Genomic DNA, 16,025 nt, shown 5'->3' on the forward strand with positions numbered 1-16,025 from the left:
TCCGGATTATTAACGCCGGGCGCCGCGTCCGGCGGCGATCAAGGAGTCTTACATGCCTGCTCAGTTTCCCCAGGCCCGTCTGCGTCGCCTGCGGCGCACATCCTCGCTGCGTGACATCGTGCGTGAAACCTCGCTGCGTCCGGAGCATCTGGTGTATCCGATCTTCGTCGAGGAAGGCGCGGACGACTTCGTTCCCATCGAGGGCATGCCGGGGCAGTATCGCGTGCCGGAAAGCCAACTGGCGGAGGAAGTGAAACGCCTCAGTGCACTGGGTCTCAAGGGCATCATGCCGTTCGGGATTTCGCATCACAAGGACGCCAATGGCAGCGATGCGATGGACGATAATGGCCTGGTGTCGCGCATGGTGCGCATCATCAAGGCGGCCGACCCCGAGATGGTGGTGATTCCGGATATCTGCTTTTGCGAGTACACCACGCACGGCCACTGCGGCATCCTCAAGGGCGACACGGTCGACAACGATCTGACCATCCGCAACCTCGGCGTGCAGGCGGTTGCGGCCGCCAAGGCGGGGGCCGATATCATCGCGCCTTCGGCGGCCCAGGACGGTCAGGTAGCGACGATTCGCGTGGCGCTGGACGAGGCCGGCTTCGAGGATGTTCCCATCATGGCGTATTCCACTAAGCTGGCCTCGGCGCTGTACGGGCCCTTCCGCGAAGCGGCGGGCACCGAGCTCCTGGGGGATCGCAAGACCTATCAGATGGATCCCATGAACCGTCGCGAGGCGCTGCGTGAGTCGCTGGCGGACGAGGCCGAAGGCGCCGATTTCCTGATGGTCAAGCCGGCGCTGGCGTATCTCGACATCATGGCGGATATCCGCCGCAACAGCCTGTTGCCGCTGGTGGCGTATCAGGTCAGCGGTGAGTACGCGATGATCCGCCTGGCGGCGCAACAGGGCGTGATCGATGAAGCGGCGGTGATCCGCGAGACGCTTGGCTCGATGCGCCGCGCCGGTGCCGACCTGATCATGACCTACTTCGCTCCCCAGTTGTTGGAAGAAGGGCTGTAGAGGCTGGAGGGGCTGTAGAGGCTGATAGTACCTACGCGGGGTGTGTCGTGTCCCAGCGTGCCCCGGTGAGTTCGCATGAAACGTCCCACAGGCGTGCCTCGACCGCCGGATCGCGTGCATTGCGGGCGCGTCGGGCCGCTTTGGGGGCGCCACGCGTCTCGCCGAGACCGTCGGGCCCGATGTAAGCGCCGGGGCCGGCGTTGTCGCTGAGCGCGGCATGCAGCGTGGGGCGGGCGCCCTCGGCGGCGGACTGGCTGATCAGCGGTAGGGTCAGCTTGAATACACTGCCGATGAAGGGGCGGCTTTTGACCCCGGCGTCGAACAGCGCGGTACGTGACAATCCGGGATGGGCAGCCAGGCTCAATAATCCCCAACCCCGGTCATCGCTGTGTTTCTGCAGTGCCTGGGCGAATAACAACATGGCGAGTTTGGACTGCCGGTAGGCGCGCCAGGGATCGTAGTGCGTCTCGCCGTTCAAATCATCGAAGGCGATGCGTCCGCTACGATGGGCGAGGCTCGAGAGCTGCACCACGCGGGGTGCCGTTGCGGTGACGAGCAGTGGCAGCAATTCGCTGGTGAGCAGGAAGTGCCCCAGGTAGTTGACGCCCCACTGGCGCTCGAAGCCGTCTCGTGTGCGTTCATGCTGCGGCAGGGCCATGATGCCGGCGTTGTTGATCAGCCGCTCCAGCGAGGACTCGGTCTGCGTCAGACGCCGGGCGAAGTCGCGTACCGATTCGAGGCTGTCGAGGTCGAGTGGCTCGGCGCGCACCTCGGCATGCGGCGCATGAGCACGGATGGCATGGCAGGCCAGCTCGCCTCTTTCCACGTTGCGTGCGGTGACGATCAGGCGATAACCCTGTGTGGCCAGACCCTTGGCGGTCTCGAGTCCGAGCCCGGCGGTGGCACCGGTGACCACCGCCAAGGGAGGCGTGGCGTGGCGATCTTCATTCATGTGTCTCTCCTCTCTTCGCCCGCTGATCGACTCATTTCGGCATCAGCACCCACAGGCGGCCATCTTGCTTCATGCGCCCGGCACGCTCACCGGCTGCATCGCCATGTCCCCAGTAGAAATCCGCGCGTACCGTCCCCTTGATGGCACTGCCGGTATCCTGAGCGACCATCAGGCGCTGCAAGGGTTCCTTCGAGAGAGGCTGTGTGGTCGAGAGGAATACCGGCGCGCCCAGCGGGATGCGCGAGGGATCCACGGCCAGGCTGCGTTCCGAGGTCAGAGGCACACCGAGGGCGCCGATCGGTCCCTGGGTAGCGCTGTGATTGCTATCCAGCTCACGGAAGAACACCATGCGCGGGTTGACGGTCAGCATTTCTTCCACGCGCTGGGGGTGACGCTTGGCCCAGGCCCGCACGCCAGCCAACGTCGCCTGTGAGGCGTCGATTTCCCCGCGCTCGATCAAGGCGCGATTGAACGAGCGAAAGGGCTGATTGTTGGACCCCGCGAAGGCCACGCGCATGGTGCCGCCGTCGTCCAGCCGAACACGCCCCGAGCCCTGGATCTGCAGGAAGGCGGCTTCGACGGGGTCGTCGACCCAGACCAATTCCTGCCCACGCAGGGCACCGCTTTCCAGCAATGTGCGCTGCGCGGCACGCACACGCTGCGGTGCCGCTTGCCAGGCGTTGGGGAAGCGGTAGAGCGGTGTCTGATACGGCCCGTGGCGGTCACGCGCGCCATGCAGAATGGGCTCGTAATAGCCGGTGATCGTGCCCGTGGTGGAGCCGTCGTCGTTAGTGAGGCGGTAAGGCTGAAAGCGCGTCTCGAAAAAGCGCGTGATATCGCGCTCATCGAGCGGGTCGACATGCTTGGCGTCAGTGCAGACCGATGTCCAGCGGGACTGCTTGGCAAGCTGCGGACAACTGGCGATAAACGCGCTCCAGGCGGCGATGACGTGATCGTCACGCCAACCGGGCAACGCCTGCCATTCCATGGGTTGCATGCGCTCGGACGCCGTCGGCGATGGCGCACTCGGCGCGGGCGGCTGAGAGCTGCACGCCGCGAGCACCAATAGCGGCAACAACCACGCCGCACGCGTGATTTGGCGCAGGGTGAGGGCGGCATCGATGATCGGTCGCGGCAATGGCATGAACAAGCAAGGCACCTCGGCGGTCGACGCCTGGAATGAGTGTCGCCAGCGATGATGCCTTGCCGGACTGGATCGTGCCAGTGGCGTTTTGGTCTTAACCTTCCTCGTTGAGGGGCCGCAAGCGGGCGATCGAAGCGCGATGCGGTGACAAGGCGCCCTTGCGACGTGGAATATGTGCCGTCTCGTCGTCATCACCACCGCGTTGATGGCGCTGGACACTGGCCTTGCGATGATAACGGCCGAGCACCGCGCTCAAGGTGAGAAATGCCAAGGCCGAGCCCGCTACTTGCGTCCATGGGTAGACGATGACGGCCAGCAACAACAGCAGCAGATCGCAGCACAGCGTGGTGCGACCGGCATGCCACCCTACGCGGCGTTCCAGATACAGGGCGAGAATGTTGAGGCCCCCCAACGAGGCGTTGCTGCGAAACAGCAACGCAAGCCCGAGGCCGATCAAAAGCCCCGCCGCGATGGCGCATACCACAGGGTGGGTGTTGCCCAGGGGAAGTGTGGCGGTGAGGGTGTCGCTGAGCACCGAAAGCAAGGTCACGCTTGCGAGTGTGCGTAGCGTGAAATTGCGCCCCAATTGCTTGAACGCGAGCCCGTAAAAGGGCAGGTTGATGACGAAGAAAGTGATACCGAAACTCACCGGCAGCAGATCGCTGATCAGCAAACTCAACCCTGCGGTACCGCTGACCAGTAAATCGGCGGATTGCAGAAGCCGCACGCCGAGTGCCACCAATAGGCAGCCTTCGAGCAGCGTCAGCCAGGAACGCCAGGAAACCTTCATGTTGTCTCTCCCGAGGGTGTGGAAGATGAATCGATGCCGAGGATGGTCGGCGTACCGCCGAGGGCTTGTGGCCGAAGGGCGGAGAAATGACACGATGCAAGAAGCGTACCCGGTGAGGCCGCTTAGCGCAGCGCATCATAGCCGCGGGATACCCGCGATACAATTGCGAGGCGCGTCATGACGGAGGATCGCCCGCGCTTGTTTCTGGGTTTGCCGATGTGGGCCAATGGCGAATGGCGCGGCAGTCTCTACGCGCAACACGCACCGCAGGAGGGCATGCTGCACGATTACGGTGCCGTGTTCACTAGCGTGGAGGGCAACACCACCTTCTACAGCGGGCCGCCCAAGGCGGCGACCGTCGCCCAGTGGGCGCGTCAAGCGCCGGCGGATTTTCGTTTTTGCTTCAAGCTGCCGGCGCGGCTCACGCATGAAAAGCGCCTGGTGGGCATCGCGGAGGAACTCGAGACATTCTTTGCGGCGCTAGCGCCGTTACATGACCAGCTAGGGCCGACGATGGTGCAATTGCCGCGTGATTTCGGGGCCCCGGAACTGCCAGCACTGGAGGCATTGTTGAGAGACTGGCCGTCGGCAATCCCCTGTGCCGTAGAGGTGCGTCATAGTGATTTTTTCCACAAAGGGGCGGCAGAACAGCAATTGAACCGCTTGTTGATAACTTTAGGAATAGACCGGGTCATGCTCGATGTGAGGCCGCTTTTCGCCACGCCCGCAGGCAGCGATACGCGCTTGATAAAGGCCCAGGGTGAAAAGCCGAAACGCCCGTTACACGTGATTTCCACGGCAAATATGCCTATCGTGCGTTTCATCGGTCATTGTGATATGGCCATCAACGAGCGACTTTTCGCGCCTTGGTGTGAGCGTCTGGTGCTGTGGATAAAACAGGGGAAAACCCCTTTTTTGTTTGTGCATACGCCGGATAACCGGCAAGCGCCGCAATTGGCGCGACGCTTTTATTCACGCCTGGCCGAGCGCGTCGAATTACCGCCTCTCGAGGCTTTTCCCGGTGAACGTCAGAGTGCACTTTTCTGACGGTGATGATAGCGCGATGGCGTCGTATGACTCGCCGTTGATGACTTGACGCTATTGGGCGAATGGTTTTGGCTAAAACTTGCCGCTAAAATGGTACTTCTTGTGGACGACTGTCGCGGACAGTCGTCTCCTCAATCGGTGTTTATCGACACCCTTACGCTGACTGTCATCGCTGCGAGCGGTGCGGTCTCCTTGTCGATCGGTGGCCAGATCCCAGCGCTCGCAAGGGCCTGTCATGCTCCATGTCGCGGTATGCGATCCATGCCCAGGGGACGTGGCAACAACAATACAACGCCATCATTTTATTGATCGATGGCGCCACGCAACTCAGGTGAAGCAATGTCTTACAAGTCTCATTCGCACGCGCAATGGTCCTCCCGGATGGCCTTCGTGCTGGCCGCCGTCGGTTCGTCGGTCGGCCTGGGCAATATCTGGAAATTCCCCTACATGACCGGCGAAAGCGGCGGCGGCGCTTTCGTGCTGGTGTATCTGATCTGCATCTTCCTGGTCGGCTTGCCGATGCTGATGTCCGAATGGTTGCTCGGGCGCCTGGGCCAGAAGAATCCCATCTCGACGATGGGCGACATCACGCGGCGTCTCAAGCGTAGCCGTGCCTGGGTGTTGATCGGCGTGGCCGGGATTCTCGGCGCCTACTTGATCCTCTCGTTCTATAGCGTGATCGGTGGCTGGGCGCTGGCGTACATTCAAATGGCGGTGGTCGACACCTTCAGCGGGCTGGATAACGATAGCGTCGGTACCTTGTTCGGCAACCTGCTGGCGAGCCCGGTGGAATTGCTGCTCTGGCATAGCTTGTTCATGATCATGACGATCGGTGTCGTGGTGGGCGGCGTCGCCGGTGGCCTGGAGCGTGCAGCGAAGACCCTGATGCCGGCGCTGGCGGTGCTGCTGGTGTTGCTCGTGGGTTACGCCGCCACCACCGGCGCTTTCGCCGAAGGGGCGGCTTACCTGTTTACGCCGGACTTCTCCAAGATCACCCGTGACGGCATTCTCGCCGCGCTGGGGCATGCCTTCTTCACCTTGAGTCTGGGCATGGGCATCATGATGGCGTATGGCTCGTATCTCTCCGATGACGTCAACATCGGGCGCTCGGCGCTCATCGTCGTGGTCATGGATACCGTCATTGCCCTGCTTGCCGGACTGGCCATTTTCCCCATCGTGTTCGCCAATGGGTTGGATGCGGCGGCGGGTCCAGGCCTGATCTTCCAGACCTTACCGCTGGCGTTCGGCAACATGGCCGGTGGTTGGCTGTTCGGGTTGCTGTTCTTCGTGCTGCTGGTGTTCGCAGCGTGGACCTCGGCGATCTCGCTGCTCGAGCCGCTGGTGGAATGGATCGAAGAGCGCTCGCCGCTGTCGCGCGTGGGCTCGACCATCGTTGCGGGGCTGGCGACCTGGGCCCTGGGGTTGGCCACGGTGCTGTCGTTCAACATCTGGGGTGATTTCGCGCCGCTGGGCATGTTCGACAAGTTCGCCGGCATGACCCTCTTCGACCTGCTCGATTACGTCACCAGTAAGCTGCTGCTGCCGCTGACCGGCTTGGCCACTGTGCTGTTCGTGGGCTGGTTCATGGGGCGCGACGAACTGCGCTCGCAGCTCAACATGAGCGATGGCGCCTTCGCGCTGTGGCGCGTGGCGGTACGTTTCATTGCGCCCATCGGCGTGGTGATCGTCTTCGTCAGCAGCCTCTGAGTGTTACCCGGCGTGGGCGGATATTGCCCCCCGCGCCGGGCTGGGAACGCCCTTCCAGACACTCGATGAACGGGGAGCTTCCTCCGCTCATCGAGTGTCTGTTTATTTTATTGCCAGTCGTCGTAATCGACGATGTCGCGCTCCAAGCGCTTGAATTCCTGATGCAGTTCAATGCCGCGCCGCGCGCGCAGATAGCGTGTCGCGGCACTCTTCTTGCGTTGTTCGTGCTCGAGCATTTCCAGGCTCATATGAATGTCGAGCAGCTCGCTTTTCAAGGATTGAAGATGTTCGGTACCACGCATATCGAATCTCCCAATCGTTCTTATAACCGTCTTATTAACATGTAACCGGTTTTCGCTTGACATTCTTACTATAACGCACTTGACAGAATTATGACGTCAAGGCTGAAACGGGCGTTTTTTCTCCTCTTCAACGCCTGCGGCATACTAGAATCGAATCTGTTTTCACGTCGTTGTTGGTCAGCCAAGGAGTCGCGCCATCATGAGCAGTGCCTTGTTCGACGAGATGAGACGCCGCATGGAGCACTTCCGGCGCTCCGAGCAGAAGGTGGCGCGTTTCGTGTTGCGTCATCCCGAGGATGTTATCCACATGCGCATCGTCGATCTGGCCACCGAAGCCAAGGTCAGCGAGCCGACCGTGGTGCGCTTCTGTCGCGCGCTGGGGTGCAACGGTTTCCAGGACTTCAAGCTCAAACTGGCGCAGATGCTGGCCACAGGGAGCCAGTTCGCGCAGTTTTCGATGAACGATAGCGACAGCGTCGCCGAATTCGCCCACAACATTTTCGACTCCACCGTGGGCACGCTGCTCTCGGTGCGCGATCGGCTCGATCACGCCGCGCTAGGCAAGGCGGTCAATGCCCTGGCTATGGCCAATCGCGTGGAGTTCTACGGCTTCGGCGCCTCGGGTGCGGTGGCCTTCGATGCCCAGCACAAGTTTTTCCGCCTGCAGATATCCACAGCGGCTTATTCCGATCCGCACATGCAAAATATGTCGGCGGTGACGCTGACGCCGCGCGACGTGGTGGTGGCCATCTCCCAGACCGGGCGCACCCGAGCATTGGTAGCCAGCGTGCGCCTGGCCCGCGAGACCGGCGCCACGGTGATCGGTTTATGTCCCAGCGACTCGCCACTGGCCAGCGAGGTCACCCTGCCGCTGTACATCGACGTGCACGAGGACACCGAAATCTATACCCCGATGAGCTCACGCGTAGCGCACCTGGTGATCGTCGACGTGCTCGCCGTGGGTGTGGCCAAGACGCGAGGCCCCAAGCTCGCCGAACAACTGCAGTCGGTGAAGAAAAGCCTGGTGCCGCTGCGTTATCCCGACGCCGACGAAGATGCCTAGCCGCCTGGCGGATCGCGAGCGACCGAAGCCGAGACCGCTTGTGCTAAGCTGGGCGTTCATTTCGCAATGCCAAGATACGTGATCCATGGACGACGTTTCGCCGGGCGACGTTTCGCCGCTACTCGACTCGCTGAATACGGCTCAGCGCGAGGCCGTTAGCCATCCGCAGGGCAATTTGTTGGTGCTGGCCGGTGCCGGCTCGGGCAAGACGCGCGTGCTGGTGCATCGTATCGCCTGGTTATTGCAGGTCGAGGGGCTGTCGCCCTACGCGATTCTCGCTGTGACCTTCACCAATAAGGCGGCGCGCGAGATGCGCACGCGTCTCGAAGCGCTGCTGGGATTGTCGCTGCGCAATATGTGGGTGGGCACTTTCCACTCCATTGCGCATCGTCTGCTGCGCACCCACTGGCATGACGCGCGCCTGCCCCAGCATTTCCAGATCATCGACAGCGACGATCAACTGCGCCTGGTCAAACGCCTGCTCAAGGATCATCGCATCGACGCTGAGCGCTTCCCGCCCAAGCAGGTGCAATATTTCATCGGTGGCTGCAAGGAAGAGGGCCTGCGCGCCCATCAGGTCCAGACCCATGGCGACGCCTACATGGGCCAGATGGTCGAGCTCTACGAGCGCTATCAACTGGCTTGCGAACGTGCCGGTCTGGTCGACTTCGGGGAATTGCTGCTGCGCGGCCTGGAATTATTGCGCGACAATCCCGCCTTGCTGGCGCATTACCGCGAGCGTTTTGGCCATCTGCTGGTCGACGAGTTCCAGGATACCAATACCTTGCAGTACGCCTGGCTCAAGCTGCTCGCCGGCGATCGCGCGGGCATGACCGTGGTCGGCGACGACGATCAGTCGATCTATGGCTGGCGCGGGGCCAAGGTCGAGAACATCCGGCGCTTCGCCGAGGAATTCCCCGCGACCACCACGGTGCGCCTGGAGCAGAACTATCGCTCGACGAGCGCGATTCTCGAGGCTGCCAACACGCTGATCAGCCATAACGCCGGGCGCATGGGTAAGGAGCTGTGGACCGACGGCGTGCACGGCGAGCCTATCTCGGTCTATGCCGGCTTCAACGACCTCGACGAGGCCCGCTTCATCGTCGATACCCTCAACGAGGAAGTGAACAAGGGCAGCGCGCGGCATGATATCGCGATTCTCTATCGCTCCAACGCCCAGTCACGGGTGCTCGAGGAGGCGCTGATCCGCAGTGGCGTGCCCTATCGCATCTACGGCGGTCAACGCTTCTACGAGCGTCTCGAGATCAAGAACGCTCTGGCCTATCTCAGATTGACGCTGACGCGCGACGACGATGCCTCGCTGGAGCGCGTGATCAACGTGCCGGCACGCGGCATCGGTACGCGCACCGTGGAAGTGCTGCGCGAGCGGGCACGTACGCAGTCAGTATCATTATGGCAAGCCCTGCACGATAGCCTCAGTGAGGGGCTGCTAAAGGGGCGCGCGGCAAGTGCGCTCTCGGCGTTTGCGGAACTGATCGAGCGTCTCGACAACGATACCGCCGGCATGGCGCTGCATGAGCTGATCGAACATGTCCTGCATACCACCGGGTTGCTCGAGCATCACCGCAACGAAAAGGGCGAGAAGGGCCAGGCACGTGTCGAGAACCTCGAGGAACTGATCAACGCGGCGCGCAACTTTGCCCAGGGTGATCCCTTCTCGCTACAGGAAGTCGGCGAGGGCGCGGCGGCGCTGGAGCCGTTCCTGGCCGAGGCGGCACTCAATGCCGGCGATCACGAGGCGGCCGACTTCGAGGACAGCGTGCAACTGATGACGCTGCACTCTGCCAAGGGTCTGGAATTCCCGGTGGTGTTCGTCGCTGGCGTCGAGGAGGGCTTGTTCCCGCACAAGATGTCGCTGGAGGAGCCGGGACGCCTCGAGGAAGAACGGCGGCTATGCTATGTCGGGGTGACCCGCGCCATGCGTAAGCTGTATCTGACGCATGCCGAGATTCGTCGCTTGCATGGCAAGGAAACCTTCTCGCGGCCGTCGCGCTTTTTGCATGAATTGCCCGAATCGTTGCTCGAGGAGGTGCGCCTGCGTGGCCAGGTCTCGCGGCCGATTTCTTCGCGGCCCAACCGCGGCCTCTCCCAGCAGCAAAGTGTGTCTAGCGATGACGATCAGCCGTCGTTGAGCCTGGGGCAGCGGGTCAGTCATCCGGTCTTCGGCGAAGGGGTGATCATCAATGCCGAGGGTGAAGGCGCCAGGGCCCGCGTGCACATCAGTTTCGAGGACAAGGGCGACAAATGGCTGGTGCTGGGATTCGCCAAGCTGACACCGTTATGAGTCGTAAGCACAACATAAGCGAGACGCAACGATGAAGAAGTGGTTCCCCGAGTTGATGGATCAGTGGTCGCAGCTTTCCGGCTATCAGCGTTTCGAGCGGCTGGTCTCGCTGGTCCTTACCGGGGCGATTGGCTGTGTGGTGCTGGTGGCGCTCTATTATCTGGTTTTTCACGTGATCGAACTGTTGTTCGTGCAGACCCGCGACCCGTTCGATTATCGCGTCTTTCAGGCGGTGTTCGACATGATCCTGACGGTGCTGATCGCCATGGAGTTCAACAACTCCATCGTGCGCACCATGGAAGGGCGTGGCGGCTTCATTCAGGTCGAGATCGTGGTGCTGATCGCGATCATGGCGCTGGTCCGCAAGTTCATGGTCATGGACATGGAAACCATTGAGCCGATGAAAATCGTGGCCCTGGCCGCCGCCGTGCTGGCGCTGGGCCTGAGCTATTGGCTGGTGCGGCGTGGCGGCAACGGCTCGTCGTGATGGCTGACAATAGACGCCTTATGCCTCGGGTACGGGGCGTATGCGGCCGTTGTCGTCCAGCGCCACCATCACGAAACGCGCCTCGGTGACCTTGTAGCGCTCTTCGGGACTGCGCTCGTGCGGTGGGCGAATCCACACTTCGACATCGACCTTGATCGAGCTGCGCCCGACCTCGCTGACCTGGGTGAAGATATTGACCACGGCGCCGAGTCGCACCGGGCACAGAAAATCCATGCCCTCGGTGGCGACCGTGGCGGTCCGGCCGCTTGCCAGGCGTCCCGCAGCGAGCTCGGCGGCCTGGTCCATCTGCGCGATGAGCCAACCGCCGGGGATGTCGCCGTAGAGGTTGGTATCCTGGCGCCGGGTGACGAGCTTGAGCGTGAGTTCGCCCTGCGGGCTGGGAATATCGTCGAGTTCATGCATGGTGTGGGTCCTGCCGGTTGTTATTGTCGAGCATTGTGGTTGTCGAGCGTTGTTGTGGTTGAGAGTAGCGCGCCGTTGCAACCATCTCATAGTAAACGCCGCTGGGCCTCGACGACCAGCCGCTCGGCAAGGCGTATCGCGGCGCAGCAGGCGTGGCCACGGGGGCGAGAGCGTTGATAAGGAATAGGCGAACAGGCCGATGCGGCACAGTGAACTGGCGATGGCGCGTGGCGATGACGCTGGGGGCGTTGCTGTTGCCGATGATGGCGATGGCGGCGCCGTTGAGCGGCACACTGGGCTCGGTCGGCTCGGATACACTGGGTGGTTTGATGACGCAGTGGGGCGAACGGCTCAGCGCGCGCCATCCCCAGGTGCGCTTGCAGGTACAGGCTTCTGGCTCGGGAACTGCGCCGCCGGCACTGGCCGAAGGGGCGACGCGTGTCGGTGCCATGTCACGCCCCATGACCGAGGCCGAGCGCGCCGACTTCATCGCTCGCCAGGGCTATCCGCCGGTGGCGGTGCCGGTGGCACTGGACGCGCTGACGCTATTCGTGCATCGCGACAATCCGCTCACCTCGCTGTCATTGGCGCAGGTCGAGGCGCTGTTCGCCGACACACGCTTCTGTGACCAGGCGCCCACCCTGCGGCGCTGGGGTGCGCTAGGGCTCGACGGTGACTGGGCCAAGCGGACGATTGCCCGCTTCGGCCGCAACACCGCTTCCGGGTCGCATGCGCTGTTCAAGCGAGAAGCCTTGTGCGGCGGCAATTTCCGCCGCGACATCAACGAACTGCCGGGCTCCTCGGCGGTGGTGGCGGCGGTCGGCCGTTCCCGCAAGGCGATCGGTTACACCGGTTTAGGCTACCCCACCGCGATGGTCAAGGTGCTGGCGCTGCGTGACGACGAGGGCACGCCGCGCCTGCCCACGCAGGCCAACGTCGTCAGCGGTCGTTATCCGCTCACCCGCCCCTTACTTGTGTACGTCAACCTGGCCCCGGACGAACGCTTGCCGGCCCTGGAACGCGCCTTCTTCGATCTGGTGTTATCGCCCGAGGGACAGGCAGTGGTGGCTCGCCAAGGGTTCGTGCCGTTGCCCGAGGCTCGGCTGGCGGCGGCGAGACGCGCATTGCGATTGCCGCCCCTTGCCGGTGACACGCATTCGTCATCAAACTGACGTAATCTGATGATTTCACTTCATTGCAAGGCAATGCTTCGCCGCCGGGCTCGCCGATGACTGATCCTTCCACTGACCCGCCTCGCCCGAATCGCCGCCTGCGCCAGCGTCTCGATCGTCTGGCGACCGGGGTGATCGCCGCCAGCGGTATCGGCGTGGTCGTGGCGGTGCTGGCCATCGGCGTGTATCTGACGCTGGCCGTGCTGCCGCTTTTCGACGGCGCCGAAGTGGAGGTCGATACCGCCCCCTCGGCTGCCGACGACGACGGTGCGATGCATGCCGTCTGGTTGGCCGATGACGGCACGCGTTGGTTGACCCGTGAAGGGCAACTGCGCGACGCCAAGGGCGAGATTGCGACGCTGGCGGCAGGCGCCACGGTCACGACGGTGGCCGAGGCGGGCCAGGCGCAGCCGCTGGCCCTGGGGTTGAGCAACGGCGAGGTACGCCTGGTGCCCCGTGATGACCAAGGACGATTGCGTTGGACTCAGGCCGCTACCCTGCGCCTGTTCGAGGCCCGCGGCGTGGCGGCGCTGACACTCCATCATGCGGCCCAGGGCTGGGTACTGGCGGGGCGCGATACACAAGGCAAGGTGGCGGCCCTGTGGCATACCGCTGAGACCACACGACGTATTGCAGTGCCGGAGGCGGCCGAACATATCGCGCTGGGCCACGCGGGCCGCCTGGCCATGACCCAAGGCACGCAATTGACGCTATGGCAGCTGTCTTCCGACGGCGGCGGCACACCGCTGGCGCGCACCGACACCCAGACGCCGGTGACGGCGCTGAGCTTTCTGCAGGGCGGGCGCACGTTGATCGTCGGCGATGCTCAAGGTGGGTTGCGTCGTTGGCGATTGTCTCCCGACGACACGGCCTGGCAAGCGGCCGAGACGTCTTACACGGCCCTGGGCGATACCGCCATTCGACGCGTGATCGACTTGCCTCGGCAGCGCTTGTGGCTGGCGCTGGACGACAGCGGTCGGCTGGGACTTTATCAATCCCTGAGTGGCCAGCGTTGGCACGGTCAGGCCCCCGAGGCCACGCCGCCGACGGCCGTGTCGGTCAACGCGCACGGCACGCAGGTCATGTGGCTGGGTGCGACGGGCACACCCCAGCGGCTGGCGATCGAGGCAGCGCATGCCGCGGTGAGTCCGGCGACGCTGTGGATGCCGCAGACCTATGAAGGCCACGCCGATGCCGAGTGGCGTTGGGCGGCGGCCGTCACCGGCGATGAAGAGCCGCAGTACAGCCTGGTGCCGCTGGCCTGGGGCACGCTCAAGGCGGCGGCCTGGGCCATGGTGTTCGCCGTGCCGCTGGCGCTGGGAGCGGCGATGCATAGTGCGTGTTATATGTCGCGGCGGCAGCGCGCACGCCTCAAGCCCGCCATCGAGTTGATGGAAGCGTTGCCTGGCGTGGTCATCGGCTTCGTCGCGGGGCTGTTCGTGGCGCCCTTCGTCGAGCGCCATCTCGCCGGTACGCTGGCGCTTTTCGTGTGCGTGCCGCTGGGCAGCGTGGCGTGTGGCTGGTTGTGGCGGATGTTTTCGCGGCGTATGGAGCTGCGTCTACCCCCTATCAGTGCCGGAGTAGGTCTGATAGTGCCCCTGGCGCTACTGTGTTGGGCGGCGCTGAGTCTCTCGCCGTGGCTCGAGGCCTGGTGGTTCGGCGGCGATCTGCGCGCCTGGATGCACCAGCAGTGGGGCTGGGATTACGCGCAACGCAATGCGCTGATCGTCGGCATGGCCATGGGATTGGCGATCATTCCCACGTTGTATTCACTGGCCGAGGAAGCGCTTTCCGGCGTGCCCCGCCCCCTGGCGGAAGGCTCCCTGGCCTTGGGCGCGACACGCGCGCAGACGCTGTGGCGGGTGCAGTTGCCCGCCGCCGCGCCGGGGATTCTCTCCGCCGTCATGATCGGCGCGGGACGTGCGGTGGGAGAAACCATGATCGTGCTGATGGTCACCGGCAATACGCCGCTGATGTCGCCGAGCCTCTTCGAGGGCCTACGCTCGCTGGCCGCCAACCTGGCCATTGAATTGCCCGAGGCGGCGGTGGGCGGCACGCAATATCGCCTGCTGTTGCTCGGGGCGTTGCTGCTGTTCGTGTTCACCTTCGTCGTCAACACCCTGGCGGAAATGGTGCGCTGGCGACTCAAGCGGCGGTATCGACGCTATGGGGGTGATGCATGAGGATGCCGCGATTGGCCGGTGACGGTGTCTGGCGCTGGCTGAGCGGGGCCTGCGTGGCGCTGTCGCTATTGGCCGTGGTAGCGCTTTTGGCGCTGGTCGTGACGCGTGGGCTGGCGCATTTCTGGCCTGCCGATATCGAGCAGCTGACCCTTGACGATGGGCAGCGGATTGCCGGTATCGCGCGTGGCAGCGAGGCCGGTGAACAACGCTATTTCACCGCCAATCGCGACCTCGACGGTCAGGTATGGCGGTGGATCGAGACGCAGGCCATCGAGACGCGTGAGACGCCACCGGATTTGCTGTATGCCGAGCGTCGCGATTGGGGGCCCTTCATCGGGCGCCTGACGGCGGTGGAGACGCCCGCCGGTGAACGCCTGCAAGGCGATGAGGCCCAACGTCACCTGCGTCAGGCCTTGGTGGGGGACGCCGAGATCACGACGCTGTATCTGCGCAACGTCGAGGGGCGCGCGGCTGAGGTTGCCTTCGCGCAGGTGGCGTCGCTTTCCTGGCCCAATCGCATGGATGTCGGCGACAAGCTTGCGGCCTGGGGACACGGCGTGTGGCGCTTTCTCAGCGAGGCGCCGAGCGATGGCAATACCGCAGGCGGCGTATGGCCGGCGATCTTCGGTACGCTGTTGATGGTGATGCTGATGTCGCTGGTGGTCACGCCGTTCGGGGTGCTGGCGGCGTTGTATCTCAACGAGGTGGCACGCCAGGGACCGTTGACGCGCCTGGTACGCATCGCGGTGCGCAATCTGGCCGGGGTGCCGTCGATCGTCTACGGCGTCTTCGGACTGGGTGTGTTCGTCTACGGGCTGGGAGGACGCCTCGATAGCTGGTTCTTCGCCGAGCGCCTGCCGTCGCCGACCTTCGGTACCGGTGGGTTACTGTGGGCTTCGCTGACCTTGGCGCTGTTGACGCTGCCGGTGGTGATCGTGGCCACCGAGGACGGCCTGGCACGGGTGCCCGTAGCGTTGCGTGAAGGCTCGCTGGCGCTGGGCGCGACGCGTTTCGAGACCCTGCGTCGGGTGGTGATGCCCATGGCGCTGCCGTCGATGCTGACCGGGGTGATTCTGGCCGTGGCCCGTGCCGCCGGCGAGGTAGCGCCGCTGATGCTGGTGGGCGTGGCCAAGCTGGCGCCGGAAATCCCCGTGAATGGGGAGTTTCCGTATTTGCATCTCGACAGCAAGTTCATGCATCTGGGCTATCACTTGTTCGATCTCGGCTTCGCCAGTCGTGATGCCGAGGCAGCGATGCCGCTGGTGTTCGCCACGGCGACGTTGTTGGTCGTCGTCATCGTGGTGCTTAATCTAACTGCAATAATCTTGCGCCATCATCTCAGGGCACGTCACCGTGCACTGGAGCATTCGTAGGAGGCTCGTCACTCTTGTCCGCCGCGTCTTTTTCCGCCGCCGAGCCCCAG

14 protein-coding genes are annotated in these 16,025 nt (G+C 63.5%); 9 read left to right on the forward strand and 5 right to left on the reverse strand.

Going from position 1 to position 16,025, the window contains the following annotated elements; translation table 11 throughout:
- The first annotated feature begins 52 nt into the window (after positions 1–52).
- Complete coding sequence (gene hemB, locus L1071_RS07980; protein ID WP_246971805.1) at positions 53–1,027, forward strand: porphobilinogen synthase; 975 nt, start codon at positions 53–55, stop codon at positions 1,025–1,027.
- A 31-nt stretch (positions 1,028–1,058) separates the two neighbouring features.
- On the opposite strand, the gene L1071_RS07985 is transcribed toward hemB, so the two are convergent.
- The 3 genes from L1071_RS07985 to L1071_RS07995 form a co-directional block, all read right to left on the reverse strand.
- Positions 1,059–1,979, reverse strand: a complete 921-nt coding sequence (locus L1071_RS07985) for an oxidoreductase (protein WP_246971808.1) — start codon at positions 1,977–1,979, stop codon at positions 1,059–1,061.
- 31 nt (positions 1,980–2,010) lie between these two features.
- Positions 2,011–3,123: a murein transglycosylase A gene (mltA, locus tag L1071_RS07990; RefSeq protein WP_246971823.1), complete on the reverse strand. Its 1,113-nt coding sequence runs from the start codon at positions 3,121–3,123 to the stop codon at positions 2,011–2,013.
- 94 nt (positions 3,124–3,217) lie between these two features.
- Positions 3,218–3,913, reverse strand: coding sequence for a DUF6198 family protein (locus tag L1071_RS07995; protein WP_246971835.1), 696 nt, complete (start codon positions 3,911–3,913; stop codon positions 3,218–3,220).
- Between the two features lie 177 nt (positions 3,914–4,090).
- Between L1071_RS07995 and L1071_RS08000 the strand changes: the two genes are divergently transcribed.
- On the forward strand, positions 4,091–4,960 hold the full coding sequence (locus tag L1071_RS08000) for a DUF72 domain-containing protein (protein ID WP_246971836.1): 870 nt from the start codon (positions 4,091–4,093) through the stop codon (positions 4,958–4,960).
- Between the two features lie 339 nt (positions 4,961–5,299).
- The gene (locus L1071_RS08005; RefSeq protein WP_097021479.1) at positions 5,300–6,667 is read left to right on the forward strand and encodes a sodium-dependent transporter; all 1,368 of its coding nucleotides are present in this window, start codon (positions 5,300–5,302) and stop codon (positions 6,665–6,667) included.
- Between the two features lie 107 nt (positions 6,668–6,774).
- Here the strand turns inward: L1071_RS08005 and L1071_RS08010 are convergent, their stop codons facing one another.
- A complete protein-coding gene (locus L1071_RS08010; protein WP_246971838.1) occupies positions 6,775–6,969 on the reverse strand; it encodes a PA3496 family putative envelope integrity protein in 195 nt (64 codons plus the stop codon).
- 199 nt (positions 6,970–7,168) lie between these two features.
- On the opposite strand from L1071_RS08010, the gene hexR reads away from it, so the two are divergent.
- The 3 genes from hexR (at position 7,169) to L1071_RS08025 (ending at position 10,824) form a co-directional block, all read left to right on the forward strand.
- Positions 7,169–8,032: a transcriptional regulator HexR gene (hexR, locus tag L1071_RS08015; RefSeq protein ID WP_246971840.1), complete on the forward strand. Its 864-nt coding sequence runs from the start codon at positions 7,169–7,171 to the stop codon at positions 8,030–8,032.
- Positions 8,033–8,117: 85 nt separating this feature from the next.
- Positions 8,118–10,337, forward strand: coding sequence for a DNA helicase II (gene uvrD, locus L1071_RS08020; protein WP_246971850.1), 2,220 nt, complete (start codon positions 8,118–8,120; stop codon positions 10,335–10,337).
- A gap of 31 nt (positions 10,338–10,368) precedes the next feature.
- Positions 10,369–10,824 (forward strand): phosphate-starvation-inducible PsiE family protein, encoded by a 456-nt coding sequence (locus tag L1071_RS08025; protein WP_246897699.1) that lies wholly within the window; start codon positions 10,369–10,371, stop codon positions 10,822–10,824.
- Between the two features lie 18 nt (positions 10,825–10,842).
- Here the strand turns inward: L1071_RS08025 and L1071_RS08030 are convergent, their stop codons facing one another.
- Positions 10,843–11,247: an acyl-CoA thioesterase gene (locus L1071_RS08030; RefSeq protein ID WP_246971853.1), complete on the reverse strand. Its 405-nt coding sequence runs from the start codon at positions 11,245–11,247 to the stop codon at positions 10,843–10,845.
- Between the two features lie 209 nt (positions 11,248–11,456).
- On the opposite strand from L1071_RS08030, the gene L1071_RS08035 reads away from it, so the two are divergent.
- The 3 genes from L1071_RS08035 to pstA are packed head-to-tail and all read left to right on the forward strand — an operon-like array spanning position 11,457 to position 15,975.
- Positions 11,457–12,419 (forward strand): PstS family phosphate ABC transporter substrate-binding protein, encoded by a 963-nt coding sequence (locus L1071_RS08035; RefSeq protein ID WP_246971856.1) that lies wholly within the window; start codon positions 11,457–11,459, stop codon positions 12,417–12,419.
- A 56-nt stretch (positions 12,420–12,475) separates the two neighbouring features.
- Complete coding sequence (locus L1071_RS08040) at positions 12,476–14,602, forward strand: ABC transporter permease subunit (protein WP_246971858.1); 2,127 nt, start codon at positions 12,476–12,478, stop codon at positions 14,600–14,602.
- On the forward strand, positions 14,599–15,975 hold the full coding sequence (gene pstA / locus L1071_RS08045) for a phosphate ABC transporter permease PstA (protein WP_246971872.1): 1,377 nt from the start codon (positions 14,599–14,601) through the stop codon (positions 15,973–15,975). Before L1071_RS08040 ends, pstA begins: the two co-directional genes overlap by 4 nt.
- Positions 15,976–16,025: the final 50 nt, after the last annotated feature.

Source organism: Chromohalobacter sarecensis (assembly GCF_023061135.1).
Lineage (GTDB): Bacteria > Pseudomonadota > Gammaproteobacteria > Pseudomonadales > Halomonadaceae > Chromohalobacter > Chromohalobacter sarecensis.

Coding starts and splice junctions, on each gene's coding strand:
- hemB (WP_246971805.1), top strand. CDS start 53: ATGCCTGCTCAGTTTCCCCAGGCCCGTCTGCGTCGCCTGCGGCGCACA.
- L1071_RS07985 (WP_246971808.1), bottom strand. CDS start 1,979: ATGAATGAAGATCGCCACGCCACGCCTCCCTTGGCGGTGGTCACCGGT.
- mltA (WP_246971823.1), bottom strand. CDS start 3,123: ATGCCATTGCCGCGACCGATCATCGATGCCGCCCTCACCCTGCGCCAA.
- L1071_RS07995 (WP_246971835.1), bottom strand. CDS start 3,913: ATGAAGGTTTCCTGGCGTTCCTGGCTGACGCTGCTCGAAGGCTGCCTA.
- L1071_RS08000 (WP_246971836.1), top strand. CDS start 4,091: ATGACGGAGGATCGCCCGCGCTTGTTTCTGGGTTTGCCGATGTGGGCC.
- L1071_RS08005 (WP_097021479.1), top strand. CDS start 5,300: ATGTCTTACAAGTCTCATTCGCACGCGCAATGGTCCTCCCGGATGGCC.
- L1071_RS08010 (WP_246971838.1), bottom strand. CDS start 6,969: ATGCGTGGTACCGAACATCTTCAATCCTTGAAAAGCGAGCTGCTCGAC.
- hexR (WP_246971840.1), top strand. CDS start 7,169: ATGAGCAGTGCCTTGTTCGACGAGATGAGACGCCGCATGGAGCACTTC.
- uvrD (WP_246971850.1), top strand. CDS start 8,118: ATGGACGACGTTTCGCCGGGCGACGTTTCGCCGCTACTCGACTCGCTG.
- L1071_RS08025 (WP_246897699.1), top strand. CDS start 10,369: ATGAAGAAGTGGTTCCCCGAGTTGATGGATCAGTGGTCGCAGCTTTCC.
- L1071_RS08030 (WP_246971853.1), bottom strand. CDS start 11,247: ATGCATGAACTCGACGATATTCCCAGCCCGCAGGGCGAACTCACGCTC.
- L1071_RS08040 (WP_246971858.1), top strand. CDS start 12,476: ATGACTGATCCTTCCACTGACCCGCCTCGCCCGAATCGCCGCCTGCGC.
- pstA (WP_246971872.1), top strand. CDS start 14,599: ATGAGGATGCCGCGATTGGCCGGTGACGGTGTCTGGCGCTGGCTGAGC.